At 64.1% G+C, this 18,184-nt stretch carries 21 protein-coding genes; 11 read left to right on the top strand and 10 right to left on the bottom strand.

Annotation, left to right across the window (positions count from 1 at the left end; genetic code table 11):
• Positions 1-46: 46 nt before the first annotated feature.
• Positions 47-1,048 carry a DUF3152 domain-containing protein gene (locus tag ASU23_RS27280; protein WP_003942287.1) on the bottom strand — a complete coding sequence of 334 codons (1,002 nt, stop codon included), beginning with the start codon at positions 1,046-1,048 and terminating at the stop codon, positions 47-49.
• A 373-nt stretch (positions 1,049-1,421) separates the two neighbouring features.
• Between ASU23_RS27280 and ASU23_RS27275 the strand changes: the two genes are divergently transcribed.
• Positions 1,422-2,093, top strand: coding sequence for a TetR/AcrR family transcriptional regulator (locus tag ASU23_RS27275; RefSeq protein WP_003942309.1), 672 nt, complete (start codon positions 1,422-1,424; stop codon positions 2,091-2,093).
• A 69-nt stretch (positions 2,094-2,162) separates the two neighbouring features.
• Here ASU23_RS27275 and ASU23_RS27270 read toward each other — a convergent pair whose 3' ends face one another.
• Positions 2,163-2,393, bottom strand: a complete 231-nt coding sequence (locus ASU23_RS27270) for a DUF3107 domain-containing protein (RefSeq protein ID WP_058039094.1) — start codon at positions 2,391-2,393, stop codon at positions 2,163-2,165.
• 107 nt (positions 2,394-2,500) lie between these two features.
• Entirely contained in the window at positions 2,501-3,196 is a 696-nt protein-coding gene (locus tag ASU23_RS27265; protein ID WP_029255047.1) for a ferritin-like fold-containing protein, read from the bottom strand.
• A gap of 377 nt (positions 3,197-3,573) precedes the next feature.
• On the opposite strand from ASU23_RS27265, the gene ASU23_RS27260 reads away from it, so the two are divergent.
• Positions 3,574-5,178 carry a DEAD/DEAH box helicase gene (locus tag ASU23_RS27260; RefSeq protein WP_030534998.1) on the top strand — a complete coding sequence of 535 codons (1,605 nt, stop codon included), beginning with the start codon at positions 3,574-3,576 and terminating at the stop codon, positions 5,176-5,178.
• 9 nt (positions 5,179-5,187) lie between these two features.
• Positions 5,188-6,390 (top strand): PQQ-binding-like beta-propeller repeat protein, encoded by a 1,203-nt coding sequence (locus ASU23_RS27255; RefSeq protein WP_058039093.1) that lies wholly within the window; start codon positions 5,188-5,190, stop codon positions 6,388-6,390.
• 13 nt (positions 6,391-6,403) lie between these two features.
• Here the strand turns inward: ASU23_RS27255 and ASU23_RS27250 are convergent, their stop codons facing one another.
• Positions 6,404-7,201: a ParA family protein gene (locus tag ASU23_RS27250; protein ID WP_030535000.1), complete on the bottom strand. Its 798-nt coding sequence runs from the start codon at positions 7,199-7,201 to the stop codon at positions 6,404-6,406.
• 71 nt (positions 7,202-7,272) lie between these two features.
• Here ASU23_RS27250 and ASU23_RS27245 point away from each other — a divergent pair, with 71 nt between their 5' ends.
• On the top strand, positions 7,273-7,896 hold the full coding sequence (locus tag ASU23_RS27245) for an acid phosphatase (protein WP_080552758.1): 624 nt from the start codon (positions 7,273-7,275) through the stop codon (positions 7,894-7,896).
• 17 nt (positions 7,897-7,913) lie between these two features.
• Positions 7,914-8,393, top strand: coding sequence for a GNAT family N-acetyltransferase (locus ASU23_RS27240; RefSeq protein WP_003940724.1), 480 nt, complete (start codon positions 7,914-7,916; stop codon positions 8,391-8,393).
• A 42-nt stretch (positions 8,394-8,435) separates the two neighbouring features.
• On the opposite strand, the gene ASU23_RS27235 is transcribed toward ASU23_RS27240, so the two are convergent.
• Positions 8,436-8,906, bottom strand: coding sequence for a hypothetical protein (locus tag ASU23_RS27235; RefSeq protein ID WP_007731217.1), 471 nt, complete (start codon positions 8,904-8,906; stop codon positions 8,436-8,438).
• A 41-nt stretch (positions 8,907-8,947) separates the two neighbouring features.
• Here ASU23_RS27235 and ASU23_RS27230 point away from each other — a divergent pair, with 41 nt between their 5' ends.
• The gene (locus tag ASU23_RS27230) at positions 8,948-9,904 is read left to right on the top strand and encodes a diacylglycerol kinase family protein (protein ID WP_007731209.1); all 957 of its coding nucleotides are present in this window, start codon (positions 8,948-8,950) and stop codon (positions 9,902-9,904) included.
• A gap of 255 nt (positions 9,905-10,159) precedes the next feature.
• Positions 10,160-10,414, top strand: coding sequence for a WhiB family transcriptional regulator (locus ASU23_RS27225; protein WP_003940950.1), 255 nt, complete (start codon positions 10,160-10,162; stop codon positions 10,412-10,414).
• A gap of 119 nt (positions 10,415-10,533) precedes the next feature.
• Here ASU23_RS27225 and ASU23_RS27220 read toward each other — a convergent pair whose 3' ends face one another.
• The 4 genes from ASU23_RS27220 to ASU23_RS27205 form a co-directional block, all read right to left on the bottom strand.
• Positions 10,534-12,036 (bottom strand): sensor histidine kinase, encoded by a 1,503-nt coding sequence (locus ASU23_RS27220; protein WP_003940890.1) that lies wholly within the window; start codon positions 12,034-12,036, stop codon positions 10,534-10,536.
• 8 nt (positions 12,037-12,044) lie between these two features.
• On the bottom strand, positions 12,045-12,260 hold the full coding sequence (locus ASU23_RS27215; RefSeq protein WP_007731208.1) for a biotin/lipoyl-binding carrier protein: 216 nt from the start codon (positions 12,258-12,260) through the stop codon (positions 12,045-12,047).
• A gap of 313 nt (positions 12,261-12,573) precedes the next feature.
• Positions 12,574-12,855, bottom strand: a complete 282-nt coding sequence (gene rsrA, locus ASU23_RS27210; protein WP_003940722.1) for a mycothiol system anti-sigma-R factor — start codon at positions 12,853-12,855, stop codon at positions 12,574-12,576.
• On the bottom strand, positions 12,852-13,499 hold the full coding sequence (locus ASU23_RS27205) for a sigma-70 family RNA polymerase sigma factor (protein ID WP_085989606.1): 648 nt from the start codon (positions 13,497-13,499) through the stop codon (positions 12,852-12,854). Before ASU23_RS27205 ends, rsrA begins: the two co-directional genes overlap by 4 nt.
• A gap of 258 nt (positions 13,500-13,757) precedes the next feature.
• Here ASU23_RS27205 and ybaK point away from each other — a divergent pair, with 258 nt between their 5' ends.
• Positions 13,758-14,252: a Cys-tRNA(Pro) deacylase gene (gene ybaK / locus ASU23_RS27200; RefSeq protein ID WP_058039127.1), complete on the top strand. Its 495-nt coding sequence runs from the start codon at positions 13,758-13,760 to the stop codon at positions 14,250-14,252.
• Between the two features lie 24 nt (positions 14,253-14,276).
• Complete coding sequence (locus ASU23_RS27195; RefSeq protein ID WP_058039092.1) at positions 14,277-14,990, top strand: SIMPL domain-containing protein; 714 nt, start codon at positions 14,277-14,279, stop codon at positions 14,988-14,990.
• A gap of 3 nt (positions 14,991-14,993) precedes the next feature.
• On the opposite strand, the gene ASU23_RS27190 is transcribed toward ASU23_RS27195, so the two are convergent.
• Positions 14,994-15,746 carry an SOS response-associated peptidase gene (locus tag ASU23_RS27190; protein WP_030535007.1) on the bottom strand — a complete coding sequence of 251 codons (753 nt, stop codon included), beginning with the start codon at positions 15,744-15,746 and terminating at the stop codon, positions 14,994-14,996.
• Between the two features lie 49 nt (positions 15,747-15,795).
• Here ASU23_RS27190 and aroA point away from each other — a divergent pair, with 49 nt between their 5' ends.
• Both aroA and rsgA read left to right on the top strand, forming a co-directional pair.
• Positions 15,796-17,109 carry a 3-phosphoshikimate 1-carboxyvinyltransferase gene (gene aroA / locus ASU23_RS27185; protein ID WP_058039091.1) on the top strand — a complete coding sequence of 438 codons (1,314 nt, stop codon included), beginning with the start codon at positions 15,796-15,798 and terminating at the stop codon, positions 17,107-17,109.
• Positions 17,058-18,095: a ribosome small subunit-dependent GTPase A gene (rsgA, locus tag ASU23_RS27180; RefSeq protein ID WP_007731200.1), complete on the top strand. Its 1,038-nt coding sequence runs from the start codon at positions 17,058-17,060 to the stop codon at positions 18,093-18,095. The genes aroA and rsgA overlap by 52 nt, the downstream gene beginning before the upstream one ends.
• Positions 18,096-18,184: the final 89 nt, after the last annotated feature.

The raw sequence follows: 18,184 nt of genomic DNA, 5'->3' as shown, positions 1-18,184 counted from the left end.
GCGAAACACTCCTAGTTCAAGACGAGATCAGGGATTCTCGATCCGGTCACGCTCGGGGGTACGGCCACGGATTGAAGCGGCACGTGAGTCCGTTCATCGGAACGACGCCCTCGGGATCAAGCCTAGCGATGTCGTTGTTCGCGGTTCCGAAGGTCTGCTGCATCATGATCGGTGCGAGTCCGCCTTCGGTCTCGCACGGCTGATGAGCGGCGTATCCGATGGCATGGCCGACCTCGTGATTGATCTGATACTGCCGATACGAGCCGATGTCGCCCTGGAACGAAATGGCGCCTCGCACCCATCGCGGTTCGTTGAGCAGGACTCGGTCCATGCTCGGGTTGTAGCAGGATCCTTCGAGTTCGATTTCGTATCCACAGCCTTCGCGGATCGTCATCTGTGAGGTCAAGGAGATCCGGAAGTCCGGCTCGCCGGCGTCGACGCGCCGGAACGCGACCTTGGGATCGTTGGTCCAACTCTTCGGATTGGCCAGTGTCTGGTCGACCATGCGTCCGTACGATTCGTCTCCGCCGAAGCCGGTCGTGTCGACGCCGTCCTCGATCTCGACCGTGTACGTGAACTCGCGTTCGGTTCCCTGTCCGACCTTGCCCGTCGTACCTGGTACGACGTGCCACGTTCCACCCCCCGCGACGGTGAACGGACCACCGTCGGGAAGGGCACCGGACGGTATCGACGAGGCAAAAGTTCCGTCTCCGGCCGGTGGGGCACCGATGACATCGGTTCCGTCGGTGCTGTGCGCGAGGTCGGCGGTGGCCGACGTCTTGCTCGCGGAGTCTGTGGCGTCCGGCCGCACCGCATCGACGATCACAAGAATGGTGAGCACCACGAGAACCGGAATCGCGTAGGCCCGCCAACCGTAGGTCGAGACGAAGCGCCCGAGCTTGCTCTGCTTTCGCGCTGCCCGGTCCGGTCGCGGATTACGCGGGGTTCGGCCCACTTCTCGTTTGGTCGGATCCCATTGGGCGCGCAAAGGCTGATGGGAGGAAATGCCGCGATAGTCGCGTTCGCCGTAGGCACGATCATCCGGCACCTCCGGCCGACGTTCGTCGCGAGGCGCTCCAGTTCCGCTACGCATTCGACGTTCCTCACGTTCAGGGTTCTGCGTAGTTCGTCCACGCATGCGCGGTCCCCCTGGGTCAGTCACGTCGTCCAGAATCTCACACACGACAAGTCGCTCGCCCGGGCTGACCGAAACTTGCTGGTCCTGGCGTGTCATGGCAGCCCGTCCTGTAACGAGAAAGACCGCTGGTCTCGCTCACCGAGGCACGCGCGACTCGCCCGGGCGACACACGGTATCGTTCATTCGGCTACGACCGGTGTGACGGAGGATACTGGCGGGTACGCACACGCGACTCGCGGATCCGCGCGCCGACCGAATTACTTTTGCTCAGATTGGAAGCGACATGACAGAACTCGCGGATCGGACTGACTCCGATCGCGGTACAACGGCTGGCAAGCCTGCCGGAACACGTCGCAGCACCCGCCTCCCGCGCGATGCGCGCCGCCTCCAGCTCCTCGCAGCTGCAAGTGAGGTATTCGTTGCGAACGGGTACCACTCGGCCGGCATGGACGAGATCGCCGAATGTGCCGGTGTCAGCAAGCCAGTTCTGTACCAACATTTCCCAGGCAAACTCGAACTGTACGTCGCAGTCCTGCAGAGTTACGTCGACAGCCTCATCTCGGGTGTACGCCAGGCCCTGCGATCGACGACGGACAACAAACAGCGTGTCCGCGCCGCGGTCCAGGCGTTCTTCGACTTCGTCGACAACGACTCCCAGGGCTTCCGCCTGGTGTTCGAGTCCGACATCATGGGCGAACCACAGGTCCAGACACGCGTCGAACAAGCCACCGAAGCCTGCGTCGACGCCGTGTTCGACCTGGTGAGTCAGGATTCCGGACTCGATCCGTACCGCGCGCGCATCCTTGCGGTCGGTCTTGTCGGTGCCAGCCAGTTCACTGCGCGGTACTGGCTCGAAGCCGCGCGGCCGATCCCGAAGGAAGAAGCCGTGGAAATCACCGTGACCCTCGCGTGGGGCGGTCTCTCACACGTGCCGCTGCAAGCCGAAACGAAGTAACCGGAACCCGAACGAGAATGGGCGGGCAGTCTCACGACTGCCCGCCCATTCTGCTGTTACAGCTACGCGTCAGACGGTAGGCGCGAATCCGACCTTGCGGATATCGGACGGACCGATCTCCACGTACGCCACACGAGCGGCCTGCACCAGGAACTTGCGGCCCTTGTCGTCGACGAGAGCCAGAACCGGCTCGCGGCCACCGAGGACAGCCGCGACCAGTGTCTCGACCTCGTCAGGGGTCTGTTCGCTGTTGACGATGAGCTCACGCGGGCTGTCGATTACACCGATCTTGACCTCCACGGTCAACCTCCGAACTGTTCGTGAATTACATCCGTTGTCGACGCAAGGCTAATGCAGCAACGACCGCCCACGCTCCTCTGCACGCTGTGCCCAGAGCGAACAGGCACCTAGACGAGTCCGAGAATCGCCATCCGCTCGGCATGCTTCGCCTGCATGCCGTCGAACAACGCGACAACTCCGTTGAGGTCGCCGGAGGCGGAGATCACCAGATCGGTGAGATCTTCACGCTGCGCCAGCACGAACTGTGCCTGCGTGATTGCTTCGCCCAGAAGACGGCGTCCCCACAGCATCAACCGGTCCTTTGCGCGAGTACTGGCCTCCACTGCTGCCTTCACCTCGAGCACCACGAACTCCGAGTGGCCCGTCTGGGACAGCACGTCCTCGACGATTTCCGCGACATCCGCCGGGAGGGAGTGCCCGATCTCGCGATAGAAGTCGGCAGCGATTCCGTCGCCGACGTACGCCTTCACGAGCGATTCCAGCCACGTCGACGGTGTCGTCGACGCGTGGTAGTTGTCGAGAGCTCGAACAAACGGGTCCATGACGGCGAAGATCTCGTGGCCACGTTCCGTCAACGCCGTTTCCAGAGTCTCGAAGTGGTCCATCTCGGCGGCGGCCATGCTGGCGAACGCCACCTTGCCTCGCAGGTCCGGTGCCATTTGTGCGTCCTCCGCCAAGCGGTAGAACGCCGAAATCTCGCCATACGCGAGAACGGCAAACAAATCGATCACGCCAGGGTGATCGGAAGCGACTCGGCCTCCGGTTCCAGCGTCCGTCGAAGCATCAAGATCGTGTGCGCCCATGACTACGAACTGTAGTGCTTCGACGGCCGACGCGACCGGCAAGGACCGCATGTCCGATTCGGTGATCTTCGACATGTCATCGCGAGGGACGGACAACGTGCAGCTACAATGGTCTTGGGAGTTCGCCAGTTCCCCCGGGCCATTTGGTTAGCCGGGACGGCTGTATTCACACGAACCCCACCGATAATGTGCGCGCACCTGCATCGACGGTTGTCGCCCGCTTCGCCGAGATCTCCGGACGGTTCGAATTCGTCCGAGCGGAATTCAGTGCTGAGGCGTAGGCATGACCGAAGAAAAAGAGGGCATCGACATCGGCCGACTTACGGCCTGGCCCCTTACCTTGTGCGTGCGTACCGCCACGAGGAAAGGCTAGTCCCCTGAGCAAGATCACTGTCGACCACGAAGACGAAGCAACCGAGAACACCGTTTCCGTCCAGCTCGACGACACCCATGTACCCCCGAGCTTCGCCGAACTCGGTGTCCGCGACGAAATCGTCCGCGCACTGAACGAGATCGGTATCGAGCGCACCTTCGCCATCCAGGAACTCACCCTTCCGTTGGCTCTCGCCGGTGACGACCTCATCGGTCAGGCCCGCACCGGAATGGGCAAGACCTTCGGTTTCGGCGTCCCGCTCCTGCATCGCATCGTCACCGCCGAGAACGGCACAGCTGTTCTCGACGGCACGCCCCGCGCTCTGATCATCGTTCCCACCCGCGAGCTGTGCATCCAGGTTGCCCGCGACCTCGAGAACGCCAGCAAGTACCTCCGGGTCGGCGACCGCGGTCTCCAGGTTCTGCCCATCTACGGCGGCCGTCCGTACGAGGCGCAGATCTCGGCACTCCAGAAGGGCGTCGACGTTGTCGTCGGCACCCCGGGTCGCCTGCTCGACCTCGCCAACCAGTCGCACCTGATCCTGGGCAAGGTGGGCGTTCTCGTCCTCGACGAGGCCGACGAAATGCTCGACCTGGGATTCCTCCCCGACATCGAACGCCTCATGGGCATGGTCCCCGACAAGCGTCAGACGATGCTCTTCTCCGCGACGATGCCCGGCCCGATCATCACCCTGGCTCGCACCTTCCTGACGCAGCCGACGCACATCCGCGCCGAAGAGGCCGAATCCTCCGCGGTGCACGATCGCACCAGCCAGCACATCTACCGTGCACACGCGCTCGACAAGGCCGAGATGGTCGCCCGTGTTCTGCAGGCCGAAGGCCGCGGCGCGACGATGATCTTCACCCGCACCAAGCGCACAGCCCAGAAAGTCGCCGACGATCTCGCCGAGCGCGGCTTCTCCGTCGGTGCCGTCCACGGTGACCTCGGCCAGATCGCCCGTGAAAAGGCGCTGAAGGGCTTCCGTAACGGCAAGGTCGACGTTCTGGTCGCCACCGACGTCGCTGCCCGCGGTATCGACATCGACGATGTCACCCACGTCATCAACTACCAGTGCCCCGAGGACGAGAAGACCTACGTCCACCGCATCGGTCGTACCGGCCGCGCCGGACGCACCGGCATCGCCGTCACGCTGGTCGACTGGGACGACATCCCTCGCTGGCAGCTCATCGACAAGGCACTGAGCCTCGGAATCCCCGACCCGGTCGAGACCTACTCCAGCTCGCCGCACCTCTACGAAGAGTTGTCCATTCCGGCCGATGCCAAGGGCACTGTTCGCAAGGCCAAGGCCGCCCCTGAGAAGGCAGCAACGGACAAAGCAGCAACGGACAAAGCGGACGCGCCGAAGTCGACCGACTCGGACGGCAACGAAGAGAAGGCCGCTCCCCGCCGCAACCGGACCCGTCGCCGCACCCGCGCCGGCGCTTCGACCGACGCCGCGACGTCCACCACCGCCGGCGCCACCACAGCTCCCCCTTCGGCACCCGCGGCAACCGCTGCCGAGAACTCGGACGAAGACGGAGCGGCCAAGCCGCGTCGCCGTCGGCGTCGTCGCCCCGCGGCTTCCGCGACGGCAGGCGCCGCAGAGTAAGCTGCCGATGTGCTGGCTCCCGAAAGGCGTACTCGCTCAGATGTGATCGGTGCGCTGGCAATCGCGCTGGCCGTAATCGTGGCGGTGACCGTTGTGTGGTTGCGCAGTGATGCGCGCGGAACCACCTCGGTCACCGCTGAATCTCCACTCCCACCTCTGTCGACGTCGGTGTTGTTACCCGACATCCTGAAACAGACGTGGGAATCTCCCAGTGCCGACTCGACGGCACCGATCACCGTCGGAAATGCCGTCGTCACCGCCGACGGCACCGAGGTGATCGGCCGCGATCCGGCAACGGGCGAAGAAGTGTGGCGATACGCGCGCAACATTCCGCTGTGCGGCGCGATCGGTTCGTGGGATCGCGTCGTCAGCGTCTATCAGGATGATCGCGGTTGCTCTCAGGTCACGTCACTGGTCGCCGACACCGGCGCCCGAAAGGACCAGCGCAACAGCGACGCCGATTCCGCGGTCAGCCTTTCAGCGGACGGCACCTACCTGATTTCGCGCGGCAGTGAGCGAATGGAGCTGTGGCGCTCGGACCTCGTCCGAACCCTCGAGTACGGCCGGGTCGACGCGAAGGTCAACCCCAACAAGCAACCCCGCACCGGATGCACGCTGCTCGACGCTGCGTCGAGCGCCAACCGAGTCTCGGTACTCGAACGCTGCCCCGGTGAAGCCTCCAACAGGTTGACGGTGATGAATCCCGCACCCAAGGACGCCCAGGAACCCGAAGAGTACGGATCCGCGATTCTCCTCGACTCCGAGGGCGCCCGCCTGCTTGCCGTGGCCGGCGAAAAGACGGCCGTCTACCTCCCTGCCGCCAACGGAACCGTTTCTCGCATCACTATTTTCGACGGATCCGGCAATCCGATCGTCGACTATCCGATCGAGGGAACGGTGACCGAAGGCGCCCGCACCCACGCCGACAAGGCTTCGATCACGTGGTGGACAGGCTCGCAGACCGTCAACCTGCGCCTGAGCGATCTGGCTCCGACGTGGATCGTCAACGGAACGTCAGGACCCGGAAGCATGGTTGCCGGTCAGATGCTCATCCCGGTTCCGGGCGGCATTGCAGCCGTCAGTCCGTCGGACGGAGCGGTGCAGCGCATGATCGCAGTCGACCGCGGTGAGACGGCGACGCCGATCGTGCTCGCCAGTGCGGGCGAGACGATTCTGGAACAGCGCGGCGATACCTTGTTCGCGCTGCGCTAGAAGCTCACCTTCCTCAGATCGCCAGTTCCGGCGCGAAAGTCACGACTTCGTTTCCAGCCCAATGCTTTACGAGATTGTCGGCGAGTTCTCGATAGGCATCCGCGCCCTTGTTCTTTCGTCCGGCGAGGACCGTCGCACCCGACGCGGACGCCTCGGCGAACTTGACGGTGCGTGGGATCGGAGGCGCCAGAACGGCCAGGGAGTAGCGGTCGCTGACGTCGGCGAGCACGTCGCGACTGTGCGTGGTTCGAGCGTCGTACAGAGTCGGAAGTGCGCCGAGCAGAACAAGATCCGGGTTGGTGATGGCTTGGACTTCACGAACCGTACGCAGCAGCTGTCCGACGCCGCGGTGTGCGAGGGTTTCGCATTGTAGTGGAACCAGAACCGACTGCGCCGCAGTCAATCCGTTGAGTGTGAGCACACCCAACGACGGTGGGCAGTCGATGATGATGACGTCGTAAGAGCCCAGGAGCGGAGACAGCGCCCGCTTGAGCGCGAACTCTCGACCGGGTCGCATCAGGAGCAGCGCTTCGGCGCCCGCGAGATCGATCGTGGCCGGCAGGAGATCCATACCGTCGTCCGTCTTCAGCACGGCGTCGACCGCGTCGAGATCACCTGCCAGGACCTCGTTGACCGAACGCTCGAGGCGATCCGGGTTGTGTCCGAGCGAGAACGTCAGGCAGCCCTGCGGGTCGAGATCCACCACCAGAACTCGTTGTCCGAGCGCGGACAAAGCCGCACCGAGAGAAGCGACGGTGGTGGTTTTAGCCACGCCGCCCTTTTGATTCGCCACTGCGAGAACCGTCGTCACACGTAGATCCTTGCGCACTTCGCGCCAGGAGGCGAGCTACACACGCGAGGCAGCCTGCAATGATGGTCGACATGACGTCCCAGTCCGCCCCCTCGTCGATCCCCCTCGGTGCTCGCGTCGTACTCATGCGACACGGTGAAACCGAGTGGGCACGCACCGGGAAACACACGGGCCGGACCGAGGTTCCGCTGACTCCGCTCGGCGAGATGCAGGCAACCGCGACCGGAAATCGCTTGCGAACCCTCGACCTCCGGAACCCCATGATTCTGACGAGTCCGCGGCTGCGCGCACAGTTGACGGGCGATCTCGCCGGCCTGCCGGAAGAGCGAACCTGGGATGCACTGTCCGAATGGGACTACGGCGATTACGAAGGCCTCACGACGCCCGAGATCCGCGCAACGGTGCCCGATTGGACCGTCTGGACGCACCCGTGCCCCGGCGGCGAGCAGGCCGATCAGATCCACGCCCGCACCGACATGGTGCTGTCGATGGTGCGTTCGCAACTACCCGAACGCGACGTGATCCTGATCGGGCACGGCCACTTCTCACGCGCACTCATCGCCCGCTGGCTCGAGCTCCCGGTGACGGAAGGAAAGCGTTTCGCCTTGTCCCCCGGCGCATACTCGGTTCTCGGTTACGAGCACGGCGCCACCCACCTCGTCCATCACAACGTGCCGCCGCTCGTCGAGGCTTGAGGCCTAAGATTCTCCTTATGATCCGACGCGCCACGCCCGCAGACGTCCAGCCGATCACCGACATGATCTACGAGTTGGCCGACTACCAGAAGGCACTCGACGAGTGCACCGTGAAGGCGGAACAGATCGGCGAGGCGTTGTTCGGGCCGGCCGCGACGGCCTTCGCGCACGTCGCTGTGAATTCGGCCGACGACGTCGTCGGCATGGCATTGTGGTTTCGCAATTTCTCGACGTGGGACGGCGCTCACGGCATCTACCTCGAAGACCTGTACGTCAAGCCCAGTCAGCGCGGATCAGGCCACGGGAAGGCTCTTCTGGCCGCACTCGCCAAGGAGTGCACCGACAACGACTACACCCGGCTGTCCTGGTCGGTGCTCAACTGGAACACCCCCTCGATCAAGTTCTACGAGTCACTCGGCGCCGACGCGAAGACGGAGTGGACCACGTATCGCCTGACCGGTACTCACCTCGGAGCTCTCGCCGCCGAAGCTGAGTAGAGCGGAAGCTGAGTAGGTCTGAAGCAGCGTAGGCGTTCCGTCCTACTTGTCCCGCGGCTCGTCGGTCTCGTCCGGGCGTCCCTCTTCCGGCGACACCTCGTCTGCGTACGCTCCGTACTCCGCTGCCATCCATCGAGACGTCGGAGCCGAGAACAGGCAGCCCAGAGCGCCGAGAACGACGACACCCAGAACGATGCCGAGCGGCACCTGATGCGAATCGGTCAGGAGCGACCAGGCGACCGGCAGGAGCAGCAACTGCGCGACGACGGCGATTGCCCGGCCCCACCGGCGGCCCGTCAGCAAAGCGATACCGGCAGCCAACACCGCGCCGCCGAGGATCGCGACCCAGGCGGCAAATCCGTATCCGTTGGTGACGCTCTGATCGTGGCCGGTTGCACCGCGAATCACTGCGACGATCGCGAACCCGGCGGCAACCAGCCCTTGAAGCGTCACGAGGGCACCCGCCCATGTGACTGTCTTGGGCAGGGCGTTCGGACTGGCGGTATTCGGCACGAGGCCAGCCTAGAACACGACACCGGATAGGCTCATGCCCCGTGCGCGCACTGCTGATCGTCAACCCCAATGCCACCTCCACCACCGCTGCCGGTCGTGACCTGTTGGCACACGCCCTCGAGAGTCGGGTGCGACTTACTGTGGCGCACACCACACATCGGGGTCATGCTGCCGAACTGGCGCGCGAAGCCCACGAAGACGGCTTCGGCTCGGTGATCGTCCACGGTGGCGACGGAACGGTCAACGAAGTGGTCAACGGACTGCTCGGGTCACCGCATCCCGCGTCGATGAAATCGGTTCCGGTCGGTCCGATCCCGACGATCGCTGTCGTCCCAGGCGGCTCGGCAAACGTTTTCGCGCGCTCACTCGGTATTGCCGCCGACCCGATCGACGCCACGAACCAACTCGTCGACCTCCTCTCCGAACGCACCAGGCGCCGAATCGGGCTCGCACACTGCGACAACCGTTGGTTCACGTTCAACGCCGGAATGGGCCTCGACGCCGATGTGTGCGAGGCCGTCGACGCCAGCCGTAAGAACGGTGACGCCGCCACACCCGCCCGGTATGTCCGAACCGCGATCGCGGCGTTCTTCCGTGCCAAGCGAGCCGAACCAGCGCTGACCGTCCACCTTCCCGATCAGGATCCCGTCTCCGGAGTCCACTACGCATTCGTCTCGAACTCGAGCCCGTGGACATATCTGGAAGAGCGTCCCGTCCACACCAATCCGGGAACGACCTTCGACAGTGGACTCGGCATCTTCGCCATGACGAGCACCAAAGTTCTGCCGTCCCTGCGGGTTGTGCGGCAACTACTCGCACGCGGCGCGGAGCCGAAATCGAAGGTCCTCTTACGCACCGACGACGTCCCGACAATCACCATCGAATCGTCGCGACCGATCGGACTGCAGATGGACGGCGACTACATCGGACTTCGTGAAAAGGTCGAATTCACCTCGGTCCCGGATGCGCTGGAAGTGTTCGCACCGATTACGACGTGAGTCAGGCAACACGTTTGACCTGCAAAAACTCTGGTGCCAAAAGGTCGAAATCGGGTAAAATGCCGGTGACGCCCAGGTGGCCGTCAGGTGTGTCACAAATTAGTGAGTTGGCCCACGAACCCGTTCAAACCTATTGACATACCGCGAGTTCGTGAAAGCATTCACAAGTAACAGTGCGGAAACATTGATGACGCACACACAAACTCATTGGTACCAAATGGTGTGAATACACACCCAATTAAGGAGCGAAAAAAGATGGACTGGCGCCACAACGCAATCTGTCGCGACGAGGATCCCGAACTGTTCTTCCCTGTGGGAAACAGTGGACCGGCCCTCGCTCAGATCGCTGATGCCAAGGTTGTCTGCAACCGCTGCCCCGTCACCGCCGAGTGCCTGTCGTGGGCTCTCGAGTCCGGCCAGGATGCAGGCGTCTGGGGCGGAATGAGCGAAGACGAGCGTCGCGCACTCAAGCGTCGTAACGCACGTACCCGTGCACGCACTTCCGTCTAGGTAGAACCGAGACGTTCGACTCGCGGCGGAGAACAGCCCCTCTGCACAGTCGAAGACGACAGCCCGGCACCACATGGTGCCGGGCTTTTTGTCTGCTCGAATCGCTAACGCGGCTCGAATCAGTAACGCGCAGAACGTCTACCGAGCGGCACACGCAGAACCGCGTCGGTACCGCCTCCGCTTCCCGGGTGCAGTCCGAGCGAGCCACCGAGTTCGGCGCCCAGCAGAGTCCGCACGATCTGGAGTCCGAGGCGATCGGATTTCTCGAGGTCGAAGTTCTCCGGCAGGCCGCGCCCGTTGTCGTGGATGATCACGTCCAACCAGCGTGCAGAACGCTCGGCACTGAGTGTGACCGTGCCGGTCACACCCGGATCGAAAGCGTGCTCGATCGCGTTCTGCACCAACTCCGTCAGCACCATGACCAGCGGGGTGGCGCGCTCGGCGGAGAACACTCCGAAACTGCCCTCACGCCGAATCGTCACCGGCACACCTACTCCCGCGACATCGGAGAGCATGGGAACCAACCGGTCGATCACCTCGTCGAGATCCACCTCTTCGTCCACCGACATCGACAAGGTGTCGTGAACGAGGGCGATGGACGTCACGCGTCTCACCGACTCTGTCAACGCTTGTCGCGCTTCGTCGTTGCCGGTTCGCCTGGCCTGTAGACGCAGAAGCGCCGCGACGGTTTGCAGATTGTTCTTCACTCGATGGTGAATCTCGCGGATGGTTGCGTCCTTGCTCAGCAGAGCGCGATCACGACGCTTGACCTCGGTGACGTCGCGGACGACGACCGCAGCACCGACATGCCGGCCGCCAGGCTTGAGAACCAGGGCCCGCAGCAGAACGGTTGCCCCGCGCGCCTCGATCTCCATACGGCGACCGGGCTTGTCCGCCAACGTATCTCGGATGTATCCCGCAGCTTCCTGAGACTCGAACGGGTCGGTGACCAACGAACGGGTCAGTGCCGCGAGGTCTTGGCCCACCAGATCCGAGCTCAGACCCATCCGGTGATAGGCCGAGAGGGCGTTCGGGCTGGCATAGACGACTGTGCCTTCGGTGTCGAGGCGGATGAAACCGTCGCCCGCACGTGGGCTCGAGTTCGTGTCGGAGCGCGATTCTCGGATCGGGAAGGTTCCGTCGCTGATCATCTGACACAGGTCTTCGGCGCAATCGAGATACGCGAGCTCGAGTGGACTCTGCGCTCGCTGGTGCGACAAGTTGGTGTCGCGGCTCAGAACCGCGATGACTCGCCCGTCCAGACGCACCGGAACGGCTTCCCGACGCGGCGGCATTCCTTCACGCCACGTCTCGTCTTCCCCGCGCACGACGCGGCCCTCCACGAGAGCGCGAAGAACCTGCGGGTGCTCGGACTCGGAAACGACCGTTCCGACCGCGTCCTCCGGAAAAGCCGTCGATGCCGTTGTCGGCCGGCAATGCGCTACGCAGATGACCGTCCCCTCGGATCGGTTCTTCTCCGATTCGGTGCCCACCCACAAGAGAACGTCGGCAAAGGAGAGGTCGGCGAGCAGTTGCCACTCCCCCACGACGCGCTGGAGATGGTCGACCGCCGCACCGGGAAGGTCGGTGTGTTCGGCGAGGAGGTCGCTGAGAGTGGACATCGTCCGGCTTAGGAGATCACGGCGATCAGATCGCCTTGCTGAATCACGTCGCCGACCTTGACGCCCACCGTCGTCACCGTTCCCGGAACCTCGGCCAGGACGGGAATCTCCATCTTCATGGATTCGAGGATGACCAGGGTGTCGCCGTCCGCAACGACGTCTCCCTCGCTCACGACGACCTGGTAGACCGTCGAAACCATCTCGGCGCGCACGTCTTCTGCCATCGTGAACCTCACTTCTGTCGGAACTGCACTCTGACCACGAAAATACGTCGACGGATCACTCGATCGACCTGCCAATGGAACCACACCGGCATCGGCGTGAAACAATGACGCGAAAGAAACAGAAGGGAGACCAATCATGGGTAAGCGTGGTCGTAAGAAGCGCAGCCGTAAGGGCAACGCCGCTAACCATGGCAAGCGTCCAAACGCCTGACATGTAGCGCAACAAAACGTCCGAGGGGCGGGGAAGCATTGCTTCCCCGCCCCTCGGCGTTACTGCCTTCCGACTGCTGCCGCTCAGATCTTCGCTGACGGGCTAGCTGTCGGTTTCGGTAGTCGTTATGACGATGGTCCGACGCAACTCGACGGTGAGCCTCTGACGCAGGCTTTCCGGCGCGTGGTCTCCACCGCACTTACGGTTGATCAGGCTCTTGACCTTCTCTTCGATCCCGTAGGCCTCGAGGCACGATCCACAATCGTCGATATGACGCTGCAGGCGAGCACGACTTGAATCGTCGCATTCACCGTCGAGCATCAACCAGACGTCGGCGATGACTGCCGAGCAGTCGAGCCTTTCGAATTCGTCCTGCTCACTCATCGTGTGACACCTTCCGTCTCGGTGGCTGCGACTGTGGCTGTGTCGACCGCGCCGTCCCGATTGAATCCCCGGTCTTTTGCGACATCGGCCAAAAGACCACGCAATTGCTTGCGACCACGGTGCAGTCGCGACATCACCGTTCCGATGGGTGTGCCCATGATCTCCGCGATCTCCTTGTACGGGAATCCTTCGACATCGGCGTAGTACACGGCCATACGGAATTCCTCGGGAAGCGACTGCAGCGCCGCCTTGATGTCGTCGTCAGGCAACGCGTCGAGCGCCTCCACCTCGGCCGATCGCAGCCCCGTCGAAGTGTGCTCGGCGGTGGCGGCCAACTGCCAGTCGGTGATCTCGTCCGTCGGATACTGCGCGGGTTGGCGCTGCTTCTTGCGGTACGAGTTGATGTAGGTGTTCGTGAGAATCCGGTACAGCCAGGCTTTCAGGTTGGTACCGGCACGGAACGAACGGAAAGCGGTGTACGCCTTGACGTACGTCTCCTGCACGAGATCCTCGGCATCAGCCGGATTCCGCGTCATGCGCAGGGCAGCGCCGTACAACTGGTCGAGCAGCGGGAGCGCGTCGCGCTCGAACCGGGCAATCAACTCATCCGCAGTTTCGGGCGTTTCGGACACTGCGCCGTCGATAGGTTCAGCTACCCCTGACGGTTCGTCCTTGGGCCGGTCGTGTTCCAGCACTCTGATCCCTTCACTAGCCGTAGGGATCAAGGTTACCGCCAACTGAAGATCCGACCCACGGGCCGGTGGTGGCTCACACACAGCCAGCACGGTCGCTCCTTCGCTTCTCGGGACAAGTTTCATCAACTGGTACCAACACGGGAGTCAGCGACTCTGTTCCCGGCCTGGTCGGATGCACCTGTCGGCGATCCACATAGGGTGTTCCTCATGGCCGGAACAGCGACCCCTGCGACCGTACTTCTCGACAAGTCGAAGACACCGCACCGCGTCCACAGCTACGACCACGATCCTCGCGCCGAATCTTTCGGCGACGAGGCGGTCACTGCACTGGCAGAGTCGACAGGTGTCGTGGCTGCCCAGATCTTCAAGACCTTGGTCGTCAAACTCGACACCGGCAAGCTCGCCGTCGCGGTTCTGCCGGTCCCGGACAAGCTCTCCCTCAAGGCTGCAGCCGCTGCCCTCGGTGCGAGCAAAGCCGTCATGGCCGATCGCGCCGAAGCCGAGCGCTCGAGCGGCTACGTCTTCGGCGGTATCTCACCGCTCGGCCAGCGCAAGAAACTGCCGACCGTGATCGATGCGTCGGCGCTCGACTGGGACCGCGTTCTCTGCAGCGCCGGCCGACGCGGCCTCGAAATCGAGCTGGCTCCGACGGACCTCGCGCAGCTCAGTGGCGCGGTCACGGCGCAAATCACGGCGGGCTGAGTATCCGGTCGCTACGGTCTCACCATGCGACCACACCTGAAAACTCTTGCACTGACCGCTGCGACGGCAGCTCTCACCGTCTCGCTGACGGCCTGCGGGAGTTCGGACAATGCCGCCAAGGAAGTCACGGTAGTCGGATCAGGGCAGGTCCGCGGGGCGCCGGACATCCTCAATGCCGACATCGGCATCGAGGTGGTTGCCCCGGATGTATCGGGAGCGGTCTCGGAGGCGAATGACAAGGCCCGTCAGATGATCGACGCGATAGTCGCCGCCGGGGTTGCCCCCGAGGACGTGCAGACAAGCGATCTGTCCGTCCAGCCGCAGTACGACGCCAGCGGCGGACCGTTCGTCGGCGGCAACGTGACCGGCTACCGGGCGACCAACTCGGTACGAATCGTCGTCCGCGATCTCGACAAGGCCTCTTCTGTCCTGGACGCCGGCATCGCGGCGGGCGGAAACGCGGCACGGCTCGGTAACGTCGCCTTCGCCATCGACGACGACTCTCAGCTTCTGACCGACGCTCGCACCCGTGCCTTCGAGGACGCGAAGAACCGTGCCGAGCAGTACGCGGATCTGTCCGGGACGTCGCTCGAAAACGTCGTGACCATCACCGAGGCACACGACACGAGTGGCGGTCAGACCATGCGCGCTCCCGACGCCTCGATGTCCGACATGGTTCTCGCCCCGGGAACCCAGCAGGTCTCGTTCGAAGTGACCGTCACCTGGGCTCTCGGCTGACTGCTAGAGCAGGCTGATCTGCTCGCCGGCACGGTCGACGTCCGGCTCGATCAACTCGTGCCCGTTGTTCTTGACACTGTTGACCAGCGGCCGGACTCGATCGACGTCGATCCGCTCGAAGAGGTCCGGTACCGGTTCGAGCAGAGCCGAATCGACGGTGTTGTCGGGATCGAGCCACGCCTCCCAGCGGTCACGAGGCAGGGCGAGGGGCATGCGGTCGTGAACCTGCTCGAGGTGACCGAGAGAGTCGACCGTGACGATCGAGCAGCTCAGAACGGGGCTCGCGTTCTCGACACTCGGGTCCCGCCAGGCAGACCACACGCCCGCCATGAACAGCCGTGATCCGTCGTCGGGGTGCATGTAGTAAGGAATCTTCGCTGCCTTCTTCCCGCCGGTGGCCTCGGTCTGCCACTCGTACCACCCGTCCATGGGGACCAGGCAACGCTTGAACTTGAAGGCGGTCCGAAACGCCGGCTTCTCCGCCAGCGAGTCGGCGCGGGCGTTGAACAGGACCGGGCCTTTGCCCAGTTCCTTGGTCCACGACGGCACCAATCCCCACCGCATCCGCCGAATCCTCTTGGTCGGATCGCTGTCGGGGTTCTCCCGATCGTGGCGTTCGACGACGGTCAACACCTCGGTCGTGGGGGCCACGTTGTAATCGGCTTCGACGGGCGCCGAGTGGTCGGTCTCGTCGAGCGCGTCGAGTTCCACCGCCAGGGTGGCCGGGTCCGCTGTGGTCGCATACCTTCCGCACATGACACCCAGGGTGGCACGGTTTCGACCATTCCCCCACCGATGAGAGAAGATGGACCATGTGAGTCTGAGTCTGTGGAGCGCCCCGAGGGCCCAAGCACCCGTCGATGCAGTGGTGACGCTGCCCGGATCCAAGTCCATCACCAATCGAGCTCTGATTCTGGCCGCACTTGCGGATGGCCCGTCCACGATCACCGGTGCACTCCGCAGCCGTGACGCCGACCTGATGATCGCAGCTCTGCGTGACCTCGGCATCGGCGTCGAGGAAGCCGGTGATGCGACCACGCTTCGCATCACCCCTGGACCCCTGCGCGGCGGCGAGGTCGACTGCGGCCTGGCCGGCACCGTGATGCGCTTCCTGCCGCCACTCGCCGCGATGGCCGACGGCATCGTCCACTTCGACGGCGACGAGCAAGCACGCACACGACCGCTCGGCACCATCTTGGAAGCACTGCGCGGTCTCGGCGCTCGGATCGAGGGTGACGCACTCCCGTTCACCGTCACCGGAACCGGATCCCTACGCGGCGGGACGGTCACCATCGACGCATCCGGTTCGTCGCAGTTCGTCTCCGGTCTCCTGCTCTCGGCTGCTGCGTTCGAAGAGGGTGTCACCGTTCACCACGACGGCAAGCCCGTCCCGTCCATGCCACACATCGACATGACCGTCGAGATGCTCCGCGAGGCCGGAGTTTCCGTGACGACGCCAGCCACGGGCGGTGACGCGGACACCTGGCGTGTGGCACCGGGGCCGGTGCGCGCCGTGGACTGGGCGATCGAACCCGATCTCTCCAACGCCACACCGTTCCTGGCCGCTGCCGCAGTGACCGGCGGAACCGTCAGCGTCCCGATGTGGCCGTCGTCGACGACGCAACCCGGCGACGCGATCCGCGGGATCCTCGCCTCGATGGGGGCCGACGTCACTCTCGCCGATGGTGTCCTGACTGTCCGCGGCCCGGAGAAACTGCGCGGCATCGACATCGACCTCCACGACGTGGGAGAGCTGACCCCCACCGTGGCGGCCCTGGCCGCTCTCGCCGAGGGCACCTCGCATCTACGAGGAATCGCGCACCTGCGCGGGCACGAGACAGACCGTCTCACCGCCCTCGCCGACGAGCTCAACAAACTCGGCGGCTCCGTCACCGAAACCGATGACGGCCTGACGATCGTTCCCGCGGAACTCCATGGCGGACAATGGCTCTCGTATGCCGACCACCGCATGGCAACAGCCGGCGCCATCATCGGCCTGGTCGTCGACGGCGTCGACGTCGACGATGTCGGAACCACCGCCAAGACACTGCCCGGCTTCGAGAACATGTGGATCGACATGCTCGAGAGTTCGCCGGCGACACCGAAGGCAAGCTTCTGAGTCCGCGGCAGTACGACGAGTCCGACGTCCGGGTACGCCCCGGGCGCGGATCCCGCCCCCGTACGAAGACTCGGCCCGAACATCTCTCGGCCGAATCGGGGATGGTGGTGTCGAAGGATCGTGGCCGTTGGGGTTGCGTCCTCGGCGGCGATCCCGACCGGCTGATCGTCACGATGCGCGCCCGCGAACTTGGCCGAACCCCCATCGTCGTCGGCGATCAGGTGGACATAGTCGGCGATCTGTCGGGCAAAACCGACACCCTGGCGCGCATCGTCCGGGTCTCCGAGCGTTCGACGGTTCTGCGACGGACCGCCGACGACACCGATCCCTTCGAACGTATCGTCGTCGCGAACGCGGAGCAGCTTCTCATCGTCGTGGCACTCGCCGATCCCCCACCGCGCACCGGCTTCGTCGAGCGCGCACTGGTCGCCGCCTACGTGGGTGGCCTGACGCCGATCGTCTGCCTGACCAAGAGCGACCTCGAACCGCCGGAGGAATTCGCGAGCACGTTCGCCGACCTCGACATCCAAGTGGTCGTCGCCGGTCGCGACGATCCCCTGGACGAACTGACGCAGATCCTCGAGCACAAGTTGACCGCCCTGATCGGACATTCCGGCGTCGGAAAGTCGACACTGGTCAATCGCCTTGTCCCCGATGCCAATCGAGCGGTCGGCATCGTATCCGGCGTCGGCAAGGGCCGGCACACGTCGACGCAATCGGTGGCACTCCCGCTCGCCGGTGGCGGCTGGGTGATCGACACCCCGGGCATCCGTTCGTTCGGTCTGGCGCACATCTCGCCCGAGAACGTGGTGGCGGCGTTCTCGGATCTCGCTGCGGCGATCGAGGATTGCCCGCGCGGATGCACGCACCTCGGACCGCCGGCAGATCCCGAATGCAAGCTCGACCTGCTGGAGGGCAAATCAGCTCGACGCGTCGTCGCTGTGCGACAACTGCTGGAAGCGATCAAGTCCAACGATCAGTACTGAGCGCCCCCGAGCGACGTTCCGGGCGAGAACAGCAAAGCGGCCCGACACCATCGAATGGTGTCGGGCCGCTTGCTGTCTACGGTCAGCGC

The sequence above is a fragment of the Rhodococcus sp. KB6 genome, assembly GCF_001445685.1.
GTDB lineage: Bacteria > Actinomycetota > Actinomycetes > Mycobacteriales > Mycobacteriaceae > Rhodococcus_F > Rhodococcus_F qingshengii.
Note: the sequence above shows the minus strand (reverse complement) of the source record. Positions and strands in the feature narration are given on the sequence as shown.

Bases quoted from the DNA above. Each gene is read 5' to 3' on its own strand.
- ASU23_RS27275 (WP_003942309.1), top strand. From the start codon at position 1,422: ATGACAGAACTCGCGGATCGGACTGACTCCGATCGCGGTACAACGGCT.
- ASU23_RS27240 (WP_003940724.1), top strand. From the start codon at position 7,914: ATGATCCGACGCGCCACGCCCGCAGACGTCCAGCCGATCACCGACATG.
- ASU23_RS27220 (WP_003940890.1), bottom strand. From the start codon at position 12,036: ATGTCCACTCTCAGCGACCTCCTCGCCGAACACACCGACCTTCCCGGT.
- ASU23_RS27215 (WP_007731208.1), bottom strand. From the start codon at position 12,260: ATGGCAGAAGACGTGCGCGCCGAGATGGTTTCGACGGTCTACCAGGTC.
- ASU23_RS27265 (WP_029255047.1), bottom strand. From the start codon at position 3,196: ATGGGCGCACACGATCTTGATGCTTCGACGGACGCTGGAACCGGAGGC.
- ASU23_RS27190 (WP_030535007.1), bottom strand. From the start codon at position 15,746: ATGTGCGGAAGGTATGCGACCACAGCGGACCCGGCCACCCTGGCGGTG.
- ybaK (WP_058039127.1), top strand. From the start codon at position 13,758: ATGGCCGGAACAGCGACCCCTGCGACCGTACTTCTCGACAAGTCGAAG.
- rsrA (WP_003940722.1), bottom strand. From the start codon at position 12,855: ATGAGTGAGCAGGACGAATTCGAAAGGCTCGACTGCTCGGCAGTCATC.
- ASU23_RS27245 (WP_080552758.1), top strand. From the start codon at position 7,273: ATGACGTCCCAGTCCGCCCCCTCGTCGATCCCCCTCGGTGCTCGCGTC.
- ASU23_RS27195 (WP_058039092.1), top strand. From the start codon at position 14,277: ATGCGACCACACCTGAAAACTCTTGCACTGACCGCTGCGACGGCAGCT.
- ASU23_RS27225 (WP_003940950.1), top strand. From the start codon at position 10,160: ATGGACTGGCGCCACAACGCAATCTGTCGCGACGAGGATCCCGAACTG.
- aroA (WP_058039091.1), top strand. From the start codon at position 15,796: ATGGACCATGTGAGTCTGAGTCTGTGGAGCGCCCCGAGGGCCCAAGCA.